Here is a 13,894-nt window from a genome sequence, read left to right as displayed (position 1 = left end):
CACCTTATTTCACTGTGATAGTCACTTTAGCAACAGGGTTTAACCAGCGATGTACTGTGTTGTGTAAATCACTTTTACCACCTGATGCGTCATCATCACCTAGGTTGCCACGGTGAATGTGGATCATCTCATTTGCTTCACTTTCTGTTACGCCAGTGCCCTGTGTACCTGGTGTCGCACCAGGCGAAGCTGGTATGCCAAGTACGCCTGGCGCGCCCGAACCATCCACGACAAGTTCATTATTGGCTTCAGTGCCCGCATCATACGCGTTCAGATAGACATGATAGGTACCAGCCTCAGAAGGGATTTGCCAACTATTTAAGCCAATAAACCCGTCATTGGTCGGTAGCATCATGGCAACTATTGACAATTTGTCGTTACCATCAGTGGTTTCTAAATCAGCCATTGTGCTAGTTACTGGCGCGAGTAAACCACCAGCTGGGTTGCTAACAGAATTCGCATTTATGCCTGTCAAAATGGTGTTAAGGCCGTCTAAACTACCGCCTTCAGCCATCGCTTTAAGTTCATCAGAAGCTTTCTCACCCGCTTTGAATAGCATGGCATCACCCGTATGTGCGGTGATGAGTAGAGGAGTGAAATATATCCCTTGAGTTAGGTTTGTAACTTTGACTTCAAGAGACGCTGCATGCGCTGCGCCAGCGCTAAGAAGTGTGCCTGCGATGAGTGATAGAATACGTGTTTTCATAATTGGCTCTTGTTGTTTGTAATTGACAAGACTAATCATGCAGGGCAATTGTCGCGAAAGCCTCGCTCAATTATCACAAATTTATCACAGCAAGATCATTTTTTAATATATGTAAAAAAACCAGCCATATAGGCTGGTTACTGGGGTTAAAATTTATTTGCGGGTGGCCATTTTGGGTTGCATATTTCATCTTCACCGACTGCTGTTGGGGCTTCGGCAGTGATACTCGATGGAGTATCTTCTTTAGGAATACAGACTTCGACGACATAATTGAGGTGATCATTATGACGAATTTCTTCCATTGCACTGAGTAATTGTTCAACGCTGGTTACTTTAATCCCTTTGCCGCCGAATGCATCAGGCAGTTTGGCGATTTCCCATGACGGTAAGTCATTGTAGCTATACACCTGGTTGAGTAATTTATCTTGATAATCAACAGGTGGCTTACGAAATGGGTTGGGGTTGACGAGGTATTGCTCAATCCCATAAATGCCATTGGCTAAGACGAAGACAACGGTGTTTTGCCCATAAGCATGTTGATCGGCAACGGCTTGGCAGGTCTCATGGAATGCGCCATCACCGACAACGACAATAGACCTTTTATCGGGGTAAGCGCACTTCACACCGGTGCCCGCTGGGACTGAGTAACCGATTGATAACCACGCAGCTTGGGCTACAAAGCCATTTCGTGCAGGTATTTTGACGCGTTGAGCCCCAATCAATGGGAACCCAGCATCGACAATTAATACGTCATCTTCTGTTATCCAGCTGCTCATCGCGGCGAAAAAGCTATCGTACCCTAATTGCTGATCAGGCATTGGCATATTGTTCACAGGCATGGGTTTGCGAATACCGGCCAATTGGGCGGGATTGTGTTTGGCCAATTGCTCAAATGCTTCTGTGAGGTAGTATAAATAATCTTTGAGCAATACAGATGGGTAAAAATCAGCACCGACATAGACGCCTTGGTGGGCAGACAATATAGTGTTGCTGCTACGAATATCCTGATTTCCAGTATCTTTACCCGTAGTCCATGCACCTATGCCTACTAATACGCCGTCTTTACCTACCAGATCTTGTACTTCAGATGGTGAGAGTGTGACACAGCCCTCGAACCAAGGGTGAGTTTCTGCAATGACTGATTTACTTAAAGCGGAAGTGACAAAATGGATATGTCCGTCCGGCATGGAGTGATGACGATTAATCACTTCCATTAAATTGAGAAACTCATCCTGTAACCCGAGGCGTTGTAATTCAACGCCTGCCCAAAATATACTTTTGGGCTTGGATAGCATCAATTGCAAGGTGGCGTCAGCAGCTTGTTTAGCACAACTGACGGTGAGCGTGTCATTTTTGCGCTCTCTTATTCGTCCCTGCGGTCTTTGACACGGACTACGCCAAATATCTTCGGTAACTTCAAAATAGATAGGGCGTTGCTCGCTCAGCAGTGCTGTGATTGCTGAGTCGATTTGGTAGGGGGCTTGTAAGGCGTTATTGATGCGCTCTGCGGCCACCGTAATTGGGCGAAACATATGAATATCGACGAATTCATAGCCTGTAGTATGGGAGTAAAGCAACCCTTGGCATTTTGAGACTTGGTCTTCTTTATTGGTGGGGGCACCATTGATTAATATAACGGGCACTTGCTCAACATAAGAACCTGCAATGGTATTGAGTAGGCTAAATGCACCGACGCTATATGTGACATACAATGCACAAGGGCCTTTTAGCCGAGCATAAGCATCTGCAGCAAACCCGGCACAAATCTCGTTTGCATTGCCTTTAATGGTAATTGGAGATTGGCTGTCGGCTAAAATGGTATCCAATAAGCCAGCAGTATAATTACCCGCGACGCCAAACATTTGGTCAACACCAATTTCTTCTAAGCGGTCTTTGAAATAATCCGCAACTGTATATTCTTTGAAACATGTACTCATAAATAATGACTCTTCGTTTTATTGGCCAAAAAGCGGCTGTGCAAATGCATAGCCGCTCACTTTGGTGATAGTTATCACTTTGTGTCGAAGTAGCAGAGATCAACGCCAATGACGCTATCAAAGTCTTGAGTACGGTCAATCGGTGCCGTATTTGCTGAGAAGTTAGTTTCTATATATTGGTTGATGAGCTTACTGGAGTTTTCCTCGTAAATCGCTTTGATTGCATCCGCTGCATGGATGTTGGTATTTTCAAAATACACTTGGCTAAATGGTTTCAAACCAAAGCTTTTTTCTAGTGCTAAATCAGTAGAGCGCAATGCACCTTCAACCCAGCCCTGATAATCAGAGAATGCTTCACCACAGGTATATAGGTTTGGCAATGGCTCACTGAGTGTTTCCATTACTTCTTTATCATTGGCACCCACTGCCCATTGGTGAACACCGAAACCGAATTGTCGGCTTGCAGGAATATCAAATTTAGTGCTGCCTTCCCAAATACGAGCACTGGTTAGGATAGGCTCAGGTACATAGTGAGTATTAAATATCTCTTTAAAGAATTTTGTTGCCTGAGCCACAACTGCTGTCGACGCTGGATAGATATCATCAGGGATATCTTGGACATAGTGACTTTGATTCGGGTGATGGTAAGTCTCGCCAATATTTTGCAAGTTGCTCCAGAAGTTGATATTCAAGTAATCACAATAGATGGTTAATGCGGCAGGTCGCTCATATTTTTCGTTGCCGATACGGTCCAGCTTGGCTTGAACATCTTTAGATGGGTGTGTCGAACGTTCTTGGTACATCAGTGCTGCAGCCAATTCATCATTTACCGCATAGAAGGGATAAACAGAGCCTGTGGGTAAATCGGCAAAGTTGGGGCCAAACTCAACTGCGGGCCTACCAGTGGTACCGCGACCCCACCACGCTGAGTCATAATATAGGTTAATTTTTAGCAGCGGCTGATTACTGGCGGATTGCAGAGTGTTCCAAAGTTGCTCAGATTTATCTTTGTCGAGTTGGTTAAATGCATTAGAGCGAACAAACAGCTTTTCAAGCGCAAGTCGTGGTAAACCTAATATGACTTTTTCAGCTTGTACAATGCCTTTGTGTGTTCGGCCGTGTTCATCTGTGTGGCTATAATGAAGGGAGTACAGTCCAGACTCTTCTGCGTAGTCAATCTCTTCAATGCTAGTCTGTAAGTGAATGTTGTCAGTGCCAACTTCTTCAACCAACTTATTAGGTAAGGTGCTAAAGCCATCTTTAAACGTTTTAAATTGTACATTGGCTGGGAAGTCTTCTAACAGCTGATATGCCACACCTGCGTTCATTTGTGATAAAAATGTACCATTGAAACCAAGTACTCGGTAGAGCATATTAATACACTCTTGTGAATAACCCATGTCGGTATAGAGATCCCACAGTGTCCACTCATTCAGCGTTTGTCCTTGCCATTTGCACTCCAACCTAAAAGCCTGCCAAAACTCTGGGCCTCTGACTTCAGGACGTTGTTGAAACTGAGGGTTGGCTTCTAAAATACGATTGAAGACGACGTTGACGATGTCTTTGGGGTTCACACCTTGCTCTGATTGATCAAGATTGTATAAGTGAGACCAAATGGCGTAGTTATCTTGTTGAGCATCTTCAACACTAAAGCTCTCACCGCGAAAGAATAGTCGATTGTTTCCGCCGCTATTCATAGGAAATGGAACGATGTCGTTTTGTAAGTTCAGTTTTAAAAACAGCGCCATGAGATCATCCATTCCATCAAATAGGAATCGCATACCACCTTGCTCTTCTTTGACGGTAATTGTTTTAGGATGTTCCGAACGTAAATTATTGAATTCAAGTAGATCGGAATCTAAGCGTCCACCAGTTCGATTAGAACGCTCAAATATAGCAAGATCTTGTACTTGGGCTTCTTGCTGTAATCGCCAAGCACTGTATAGACCAGACATGCCAGCGCCGACAATGGCAACTTTGACTTTTGTTGGGAGGGGTTTATCCGTGATCTCTTTGCCAAATGTGTAATGTGTCATAGTTTTTCCTTAGCCTTGATGGTTAAGCCTACTTTGGCAGACGACTACTCCTATAAAACAACTACTGCGACTGTGCTGCAAAGCAGATAGTTAAATCTGCGATTTACATAAATATTTTACATTTTATGCAAGTGTTTAAAGTCACTCAGTTTGAAAAACAGAGCGATGCATTGGGACAATTCAGCATTAAATGTAGCACAAAGGTTAACTTTGTGACGTTTAGATATCATGCGCTAAAATTTATGTGCGTTGGCATGAATTTTATTCCCTAAGTTACCCCAGAAGATTGTCTTATGATACTTGAGTACACATACACATTAGGGCAAACTACATTTAAAACAGATGGTTATGATTAGGTGTCTACGAAGACTGAATCAATGGTATTAAATCATGCGCTTTAAAATTGATAACAAGGAAGTCGACCTGGTCCGTGGGGTGATTTATACCCAAGGTACACAACAACGACTTGATATACGAGCCAAAACGCTGCAAGTACTCACCTTGTTAGTCGAAAACCCAGACCGTGTAGTCACCAAACAAGAATTATTAGACAATGTTTGGTGTGATGTCGTTGTGCAAGACCAAGTGTTAGTTCAGTCGATTAAAGAGATCAGGGATATGCTTGGGGCCAATACGATTAAAACCTTCCCTAAAATTGGATATCGCTGGGTCGCAGAGGTTGAAGCAACTAAACAGCCAGCTCAGTTTAAACAGTTTATGACGATGCCAATGGTGACGCTTGGTTTTTTAATTCTGATATTAGTAGCAGGATTAGCTTACTTTATCTCAGGCAAATCTAATTTGCAGCAATTGCCCCGTGTGGCGTTTTTACCAGTTGAAAACAACATGCCAGATAAGCTGCATGAATGGGTGCCGATTCAAGGCATGGATCAATTAACACGCACGCTTGCTCAGCAAACAACCTTATCAGTGAGTAACACCGATGATGTATTATTAGCGATAGAGTACCTTCAGGAGCTTGATACTCGAGGTGCACGCCCTCTGTCGGGGAAAATATTTAAATTGCAGCAAAAATTGGATGTTCAGCTCGTGGTCCAAACTCGACTGACCGGTTACCCTGAAGACTTACAATTACACTACACTCTCCATTCAACGTATGGCCCGCAACAAGGGGTAATATTATCCCAAAGTGTCGAAGATGCATTAAACCAGCTAGTAAGCGTATTAGCCGAAAAGTATCAGCAGCAAGAAATAACAGCTACTGCGTCTTACCATGGTGCATTTAGCAATCAAGCCTTTGCCAAAGGGGTGAATGCATTTTTACAGCGAGATTATGAAGATGCTATCGCACTGTTTCGCAGTGCGCTAGTAGAGCAACCGAATATGCTAGCCGCAAGACGATACTTGGCAGGAAGTTTGGCAAACACCTTTCAGTTGGAGCAGGCAATTAGTCTGCTTCAGGGGAGTTTGTTACTAGTAGACAACTCTGTGAGTCAAAAAGAACATTTACGCGCCAATTTGTTGATAGGCTATTTATTAATACATTGGCCACAAGGAGAAAATAGGCAACAAGAGTTAGATTTGGCCGAGCAGTATATTGCGAAAGCAAAGGGGTTAGCCCAATCTAGTCAAGATAAGCTGTTTATCGCATACTCTTATGAGGAGCTTGGTAAAATCAAGCGCTTGCAAGGGCAATATAGTGAAGCAACAAGGTGGTTATTAGCTGCGCTTGAGTATCATCAAAGCTTTCGTGGTCGCTATGGCCAGACAGCGGCATTGATCGAGTTGGCAAAAATAGCCATTGCACAGCAAGAGATAAATGAAGCAAAACATTATTTTAGTAAAGCGATGCAAGTTGCCAACGAAAGCAATGCCAGCCCCAATCAAATTTGGGTATTGTTAGCACAGGCTGACATGTATCGAGAGTTGGGGGAAAAGGGCCGTGCGCATTCTATGGCACAGCAGGCACTTGATATTGCGCACCAAGCGGATAGTCCTCAACTAATTGCGCGGGTGCAGGCGTGGTTTGCTCAAGTGCCCATTCATACGATTAATTAAAGGCTACAGTAGTCAGGTTGCTTTGGTTTCCAATCAGGCACAGTATCGCGTTGGGCCACCTTTTGTTTTCTGAGTTGCTCAACTGCTTGAACCACAGTTGTAGGCTCAATTACTTGATCTTTAGCAAAATATACCCAGTCTACATCTTGATAGTATTGACGCATATGGGTCGATTGAACCAATTTATTTGGATCAAACCATTGATTGAAGTTAATGGACATAGGCACCTCGGGATAAACATCTGCACCATGTTTAGCAAATAAGTGGCCATTGACGTAGTACTTCAGTGTATTGTCGGCGACTTGAAGAACCAGCGTGTTCCAGCCTTGCAAAGACTCAATATGATAGTCGTATGCGTTTACTTTGGTCCAAGGCGTTAACTGAAAAGTTTCCCAAGAAGTGGCAAACAAGGCAAGACGCTCAGTACCCCAACCGCCGTTAGGCAAGTATTCGAAATCCATTTCGCTATAGTTTTTATCCATAGGCGCTTTCAAGGGGCTAATGGCGTAGAAGGTTTGGATAACCGCATCACCATCGGGCCCATATTGTGGGGCATCATTAAAGTAAACTCTTGCGGCGTATGTACCTTCTTTGTATTTACGGTTGTGGCAGATTTGTGTATGGCGAGTATTCTCAGCTGTGCCATCGGTTTTTGAAGTAATACGCATTACGGTATTGCTTTGATTGAGAGGGTCTGGGTGGAATGTAATACCTTCTTTCCACCAGGTCGCGTTTTTAATGCCCGGATGGCCCACTTCTTCGCGAATTTGCCAACCATTCTCTTGTGCATCTTCAAATTTTCGATAGCTAAAGTCATCAAACATGACTTGAGGTGTCTTGGCATTGGCAGCTGGTGCATTTGCACAGATCCCGAGTGTACCAGCTACGAGCAAGCTTACCTGTGTTTTTATCAAAATTTTGTTTGTTAGCATGTTTTCTACTCCGTTATTCGTTGTTGGAGTAGCTTGTAAAAGACAGGTTGAAAGTGCCAATTAAACTTACTTAAATTCAAGTTTCCTTACTATTAAATTTTATTAAACTTATGATTTTTATGTATATAAAAATGAGGCTTACTCATCCATAAGCAAGCTCATTGGGCTAGTAATCTGTCAATTAATGGCGGGCCTGTACGTCAACTTCCTGCCCATCTGTTAAACGTTCAGCACCCCTTACCGCGATTTGATCGCCAATATTAAGTTGACGTGTGTTATCTATGGCTTTGACCTCGACAAATGTGCCTTCGCCTTTACCAACTTGGACTGGTATTTGCTGAACAGTGTTGTCATGGTCAACTTTGACGATATGGATCCCGTTTTGCCGAATGATGAGCGCATCACGGTTAACCAATAAAACGGGTTGATTGGATTGCAGTGGTACGGTGACATCAACAAGCTGTCCAACCGCATAAATTTGCTTGTGGTCTGTGGGCAAATCGGCTCTGACTTCGACCGTTTGTGAGCGAGGATCCGTAGCGGGGATAACACGGCTAATTGTTGCTGAGCTTGTAACTGGGTTGTTCAAGTCACCAGTTTGAAAAGGCAAAACAATTCCCTGCTTGAGATAATGTAAATATTTTACTGGGACATATAGCCTTGCTTCTAAATTATGATTATCAACAAAGTTCAGCAATTCACTAGCTCGGCTGACTTCTCTACCTGCGCGTTTAAATCGCTCACTGACAACACCGGTGAAAGGTGCTGTTATTGTCGCCCGAGATAATTGATCTGCGATGACGTTCAGTTCAATTTGAGCTAATGCGATATCAGATAACGCCAGATCATGTTGATTTTGCACGCTATCAACTTGAGTCGCCGCAGCACTGTTAGTCTTAGCAAGTTTTTTCAATCGGGTCAGTTCTTGCTGGTGGAATCTCAAATTGATTTGTGCACGTTTGAGCATTTCTTGCTGGCGAGCTTGTTCAAGCTCTAAAGGTAAGGTGTCCATTCGAATGAGCACCTCTCCTTGTTCTACTCGCTGTCCAGGCTCTGCAACAAAGAGCAGACGCCCAGCGAGCCCTGCTGTAATCACAACATCTTGCTTGCCAAAGAGGGTGCCACTGACTGCCAGTGAGCTGGTCAACGGGGCCTCTGTCACCGCTTCTACAGTAACAGGCAGCGCTGCACGGCTGGTTGCGCTAAACAATAGCGAGTTGCATGCCAAAGCCAAGGAAAATAATGTCACAGTTAAAGATGTTTTACGCATTGCTAATTCCTTATTGATTTGACACTAAATTTAGAGAAGGTTTTGAATTATCATTTTGCTTAACTTTCGGTTGCTTTCCTCGACCAAGTTGCAGCAAGCTAGGCATCAATATCAAGGTGAACAGGGCACTTATTGCCATACCACCTACGATCACAGTGGCTAAACCGCGGTATATCTCAGCACCAACGCCTGGCACTAATGTCAGCGGTAGCATGCCAAAAAGGCTGGTTAATGTGCTTAAATACACAGGCCTTGCGCGCATTAATACGGCCTGTCGAACCGCCGCTTGTCTAAGCATGCCGGAAGCTTCGGCAACACGAGTTTGGTCGACAAGTAAAATGGCATTATTCACCACTAATCCGAGTAATATGATAAAGCCAATCATTGTGAGCAAGTCGAGGGATTGAAAAGTAAATAAGTTAAGAACAAACAAAGCGATAACGCCGCCCGCAGCAGCTAATGGCATCACCAAAAGCACTAATAGACTGTCTTTAGCAGATTTAAATAGTGCACTCATTAATAAAAACAAGATGAATAAGGCTAAGACGAAATTGATTGCCATCTCTTGAATGGCCGAATTCATTTTTTGTGCATTGCCCGATAGGATAACCCCTGCATTTTCAGGTAATGTGGCTTTGACTTTAGGAATAACTTGCGACAGCAAAATTTGTTGTGCTTGTTCAAGTGACATATCAGCCGGTGGCGTGACCACAACACTGACCGTTCTACGACCATTGACTCGGCGCAACTGACTTGGCCCGACTGTGCGTTCGACATGTGCAAGCTCCCCGACGGTTTGAATACCTGAGTCTGGTGTGACGATAGGCAAAGCTTTTAATGCCTCGGGTGAATCCCAGCTGGTGGCGCGTAAAATCACATTCATACGGTCATTGCCATTGAAGTATTCGTTGACGAATAATCCCCCTGTAAAAGCTTGTACAGCTTGAGAAACGTCTTGGCGGGTGAGGCCTGCTTGAGTGATTCGGCGATCATTTGGATGCAACCTTAATTCTGGCTCGGCCATATCTAATCGAGGTTGGGGTTGCGCTGTTGCCTCGGGCAGAGCCTCCTTAACCGCCGTTAATGCCACTTGTGCGCCTGAGATGAGGTCATCCATATTAGGACCTGTGATCTCGATATCTATATTTCGTCCATCTCCGCCATTGGAAACTTGGATCATAGAGCCTCTAAAGAGGAAAACTTGAGTATCAGGCAGGTCTACTAAGATTTCTTCTCGGGTGACTTTCATTAGCTCTTCTACTCTCTGTGGATCTGCAGAATAAATAAAGCCGCCTGCATTCGTGCCGAATAGATAAAAATTGAAATCTTTGATACCTGGTTGCTTTTCTCCTGTGTAGTGAGGCATAAGTCGCGCTTTGACCCGCTTTAACAACTCCTCTTCCATATAGTTTACATTCCCGCCTGGCGGTGTAATGAGGGAAAAGAAAAAACCATCAGTGGGTGCTTGAGGCATAAAGTCTGTTTTAGGCAGCATGGTGACTGTGATGAGTAATGAGCTCCCCAATAAGCCAACGATCCAAGAGACTTGTTTGAGCTTGGTGTTGGTCAGTTGCATGATAAAATTGGTTAACTTTTTCCAGTATGCTTGATATGGGTCTTTTTTTGCTTTGCTGTCAGGAATATAGCGATTCGCTATGGGAATGATTGTGAGGGCGCTTAGCAAGGAGGCGATCACGGCAATGGATAATGTTAACGCTAAGTCTGAAAATAGTTGCCCTTCAATACCTGCCATAAACAAGATAGGTAAGAATATGGCTACACTGGTCGCTGTAGATGCAAACAGTGCCCCTGCGACTTGTGTGGCCCCTTTGAGCGAGGCTTTGTGGTTATCAAAACCGTTAGATTTTAGCCGCGCGATGTTCTCTTGTACTATGATAGCGGCATCTAATACTAAACCGACCGCAAATGCTAAGCCCGCCAGTGAAATAACGTTAATGCTGCGATCAAAGATATTTAAAGCCAAGAAAGCCACCATTAATGATACGGGTATGGTGGCGGCGATGATCAGCGTTGTTTTTATACCACGAAAGAATAGCCACAAAATAATACAGGACAAGAGTACCCCTAAACCCAAATTACTTTTAACCAGCAGCAAGGCGTTACGAATGTGTACTGAGGCGTCGTAACTGAGCTCTATACTTAACCCTGCTTCCTTCAATGGGCCCGCATTAAGCTCATTTATTGCAATGTTAATCTCATCCAATAGCGCTACGGTATTGGCTTCATTGATTCGTCCTACGCGAATATAATAGGCGGGTTGCCCATTTCTGCCACTCATACCCAAACGGTCAGAAAAGGTCTCTTTTACCGTGGCAATGTCTCCAAGATATATAGGCCTTTCACCTGAGTAGCCGACGCGCATTTGTAACATATCTTGTAAATCATATTGGCCTGTGAAGCGCACTGTATACTGTCTGCGTCCCACATTGGCGAGGCCCGCTGAGGTATCTTGAGAGGCGCGTAATGTTTGCCTAATTTGATTGATGCTAATGCCTAGCGCTGACGCTTTATGTGGATCAAAGGTGACACGTAGCTCCTTTGAGCGCTCACTAGCCAGATCTACACGAGAAACCCCTTGAATTTGAGATAATCTAGGCTCAATGATTTCATCTATTTGCTTTTGGTATTGGGCCATATCTAGACTCAAGCCTTGCTCGCCGGCCTCAAGTGGTGTGACGAGCAAAGTGGCTGCAGCGGCGATGCCCCCACCACCAAAACCACCGCCAGCAGATACCACGGGGTCAATTGCATCCAGAGGGAGTGGTGGAGCTTGATTGAGGTTAGTGAGTACATCCAGCATGGCCTGTTGCATATCAGTGCCGATAGCAAAAGTCAGTGATATAGAGCCATTTCCGCGGTTAATCGTAGTATTTACTTCAAGTGCACCTGGTGTGTTTTTAACCGCATTCTCCAAAGGTTCGATTATTACCGACTCAATTTCTTCAGGTGCGGCTTGGCGCCAACCGGAAAATATTGTGATTTGAGGTTGCTCAATATCAGGTGTCAGTTGTATTGGGAGCTTAAAAATACTTAATAATCCAAATACCAGAACAAGTGCCAGTATAACGATGACACTGGCGGGGTTTTTGAGGGAACTGCGTGTTAAATTCATCACAACATCCAAGTTTAACTGTACATGATGGAGTGTAACGACTGAGCGAAAAAGTGCCAGTACCAAAAAAGTAGCCATGCTTTCGACGCGCGATAAACTGCTGTTTTAAGGCGATTGATTGCACTTTTGCAATAAGCTGTAACAATTTTTCATTGTTTGAAATATGTGTTTTTTAGCCTAAATACCGAATAGAACATGGTCGAAGTTTATTTAGGGCTTTGGGCTGTGTGCAAAAATCTAACACCCAGAGACAGTGTTATTCAGCAAACTGCTGATAGTTTGATATAGGTTAAACAATATATTCGTCGTTGACGCTTTAGCTGTAACTGTGTCAGGCGCTAGACTAAAATCTTGTAAATAGATTAGGAACGGCCATTTGGAATAAAGGCTATGTCGTTATGAAGTATTACGAAGGAGTGGCATGGGCTTTCAAAAGGCGGGTTTAGGGACAAACAAGCAATCGTAATTAGATGTTTTTTATATTGTTGGAAGGAGTATCTTCATGTTTGTTGCTTTGAAGTGGGACCATCAAATTGGGGCTCATTTTGTATCTTGGATTGTTGTGGAATGTTCTGCGGTAAGGGATAAATTTGGCCTACCTCAGGCAATACCTCCGCGCCGAGACATTGCTTATTTTGTCGATCCAAAAACCGCTGAGCAAGATGCACATGCATTTGCAGATCATAAAAATGGTGTTACCAGCGTCTTGTGTGAACAAGATTACTCTCCTTACCTGTCTGACCATCATGGTTATGCGCATTATCAGTGGGACCATACTTATCTGGAAGAATTAGTAAAGCACGCGGTGTTATATTGGGAAGATGGTAAACACCTTGCGGGCGCGCCATTAAGAGATGATATCGCTTATTTTGTGTGCCCCTATGAGTCTGAGTTGGATAGCCGATTTTTTGCGCAGTATAAACTGATGATGGCAGGGCAGTGTTTACTTCATAGTGCGTAAAGTGCGGCGCGTAAAGGGCTGGTGCAAGCCCTTTTCACTGTTTAAATATCTTGCGTTGAAAAAGTAGGGTAACCATCAGGTTTGAAACGATTTAGGTTGAGTAAAAAGCGACTGTCTTTGACAGGCAAAGTAGCAGAATCGTAATCATAGGTATTCAATTTGTCACGTAGAGCTTGATTATTTACTCCATCTCCCTCCATATGGTACCAGCTAACGATAGGTGGTGTTACAAAGTACCCATAGTTATTCTCAGCCACTTCATTGCGCTTGGCAAATCTAAATGCGTGCGTAAGCAAGCCATCTTTATGGTAAACAATTTTTAAATGTCCATTTTCAAAAGGCAGTTGGTTTGCAGGCTTTGTATACAGGCTTCCATGGGCACTGTAGCTACCATGTGTGACAATGCCATCTAAGGTCCAGATAGCAGCATACTCCCAATCATGGCGATGTCCGCCTCCTAGAAATGGAATAATCTGATCTTTTTTAAAATATAAAGCATAAAAATGGGCACAGAATTGCCCGACACTGGTCACTTTACAGGCATACCTGTGCACCGTATTTGATGTTGAAAGAAACTCCCTATCACGACAACTGCCTCCCAATGAGCCAGATGTGTTCAGGCCAGCGTTTTGTTGTCCAGTTCGACTTATTCCAGCACTGGGAAAACAGCCATCGCCGTCAAAGTCAAAAACAGGCTCAGTGTTATTAATCACATAACTCGGTGGGAGGGCCTCGTTGAGTGCGGCAAAGTCATTTGCTTTTATACTTGTGTTAAAAGTAATACAGCTTAGCAAAAGTGCTGAATGAATTATTTTGTTGGTCATAATATTCCTTGTTATTGGCGATATAGCATTATCAAAGCGCGTATTTACACACGATAAACACACCTTATCGCGATAT

The 13,894-nt window shown here is 43.8% G+C and carries 9 protein-coding genes; 2 read left to right on the top strand and 7 right to left on the bottom strand.

Translation table 11 applies throughout. The features are described from left to right. Window positions 1–4: 4 nt before the first annotated feature. The 3 genes from S4054249_RS16180 to S4054249_RS16170 all read right to left on the bottom strand — a co-directional run bounded on the left by S4054249_RS16180 (window position 5) and on the right by S4054249_RS16170 (window position 4,679). Window positions 5–706 carry a spondin domain-containing protein gene (locus tag S4054249_RS16180; protein ID WP_046354821.1) on the bottom strand — a complete coding sequence of 234 codons (702 nt, stop codon included), beginning with the start codon at window positions 704–706 and terminating at the stop codon, window positions 5–7. 146 nt (window positions 707–852) lie between these two features. Further along, window positions 853–2,643, bottom strand: a complete 1,791-nt coding sequence (locus S4054249_RS16175) for an alpha-keto acid decarboxylase family protein (protein ID WP_046354675.1) — start codon at window positions 2,641–2,643, stop codon at window positions 853–855. A 74-nt stretch (window positions 2,644–2,717) separates the two neighbouring features. After that, window positions 2,718–4,679 carry an FAD-dependent L-amino acid oxidase gene (locus S4054249_RS16170; protein ID WP_046354676.1) on the bottom strand — a complete coding sequence of 654 codons (1,962 nt, stop codon included), beginning with the start codon at window positions 4,677–4,679 and terminating at the stop codon, window positions 2,718–2,720. A 390-nt stretch (window positions 4,680–5,069) separates the two neighbouring features. Between S4054249_RS16170 and S4054249_RS16165 the strand changes: the two genes are divergently transcribed. Then, window positions 5,070–6,698, top strand: coding sequence for a tetratricopeptide repeat protein (locus tag S4054249_RS16165; RefSeq protein ID WP_046354677.1), 1,629 nt, complete (start codon window positions 5,070–5,072; stop codon window positions 6,696–6,698). On the opposite strand, the gene S4054249_RS16160 is transcribed toward S4054249_RS16165, so the two are convergent. The 3 genes from S4054249_RS16160 to S4054249_RS16150 form a co-directional block, all read right to left on the bottom strand. Then, the gene (locus S4054249_RS16160) at window positions 6,695–7,630 is read right to left on the bottom strand and encodes a glycoside hydrolase family 16 protein (RefSeq protein WP_046354678.1); all 936 of its coding nucleotides are present in this window, start codon (window positions 7,628–7,630) and stop codon (window positions 6,695–6,697) included. The two genes, S4054249_RS16165 and S4054249_RS16160, sit on opposite strands and share 4 nt — an antisense overlap. A gap of 181 nt (window positions 7,631–7,811) precedes the next feature. Then, window positions 7,812–8,900 (bottom strand): efflux RND transporter periplasmic adaptor subunit, encoded by a 1,089-nt coding sequence (locus S4054249_RS16155; RefSeq protein WP_046354679.1) that lies wholly within the window; start codon window positions 8,898–8,900, stop codon window positions 7,812–7,814. A gap of 10 nt (window positions 8,901–8,910) precedes the next feature. Beyond that, window positions 8,911–12,033: an efflux RND transporter permease subunit gene (locus S4054249_RS16150; protein WP_046354680.1), complete on the bottom strand. Its 3,123-nt coding sequence runs from the start codon at window positions 12,031–12,033 to the stop codon at window positions 8,911–8,913. Window positions 12,034–12,535: 502 nt separating this feature from the next. Here S4054249_RS16150 and S4054249_RS16145 point away from each other — a divergent pair. Next, a complete protein-coding gene (locus S4054249_RS16145; RefSeq protein ID WP_046354681.1) occupies window positions 12,536–12,994 on the top strand; it encodes a hypothetical protein in 459 nt (152 codons plus the stop codon). Window positions 12,995–13,035: 41 nt separating this feature from the next. Here the strand turns inward: S4054249_RS16145 and S4054249_RS16140 are convergent, their stop codons facing one another. After that, window positions 13,036–13,818 (bottom strand): NPP1 family protein, encoded by a 783-nt coding sequence (locus tag S4054249_RS16140; protein ID WP_046354682.1) that lies wholly within the window; start codon window positions 13,816–13,818, stop codon window positions 13,036–13,038. Between the last annotated feature and the right edge of the window lie 76 nt (window positions 13,819–13,894).

This window comes from Pseudoalteromonas luteoviolacea (genome assembly GCF_001750165.1).
GTDB classification, from domain to species: Bacteria; Pseudomonadota; Gammaproteobacteria; order Enterobacterales; family Alteromonadaceae; genus Pseudoalteromonas; species Pseudoalteromonas luteoviolacea_G.
Note: the sequence above shows the minus strand (reverse complement) of the source record. Positions and strands in the feature narration are given on the sequence as shown.

Excerpts from the sequence above, each read along its gene's own strand:
- S4054249_RS16180 (WP_046354821.1), bottom strand. The coding sequence starts at position 706 with ATGAAAACACGTATTCTATCACTCATCGCAGGCACACTTCTTAGCGCT.
- S4054249_RS16175 (WP_046354675.1), bottom strand. The coding sequence starts at position 2,643 with ATGAGTACATGTTTCAAAGAATATACAGTTGCGGATTATTTCAAAGAC.
- S4054249_RS16170 (WP_046354676.1), bottom strand. The coding sequence starts at position 4,679 with ATGACACATTACACATTTGGCAAAGAGATCACGGATAAACCCCTCCCA.
- S4054249_RS16165 (WP_046354677.1), top strand. The coding sequence starts at position 5,070 with ATGCGCTTTAAAATTGATAACAAGGAAGTCGACCTGGTCCGTGGGGTG.
- S4054249_RS16160 (WP_046354678.1), bottom strand. The coding sequence starts at position 7,630 with ATGCTAACAAACAAAATTTTGATAAAAACACAGGTAAGCTTGCTCGTA.
- S4054249_RS16155 (WP_046354679.1), bottom strand. The coding sequence starts at position 8,900 with ATGCGTAAAACATCTTTAACTGTGACATTATTTTCCTTGGCTTTGGCA.
- S4054249_RS16150 (WP_046354680.1), bottom strand. The coding sequence starts at position 12,033 with ATGAATTTAACACGCAGTTCCCTCAAAAACCCCGCCAGTGTCATCGTT.
- S4054249_RS16145 (WP_046354681.1), top strand. The coding sequence starts at position 12,536 with ATGTTTGTTGCTTTGAAGTGGGACCATCAAATTGGGGCTCATTTTGTA.
- S4054249_RS16140 (WP_046354682.1), bottom strand. The coding sequence starts at position 13,818 with ATGACCAACAAAATAATTCATTCAGCACTTTTGCTAAGCTGTATTACT.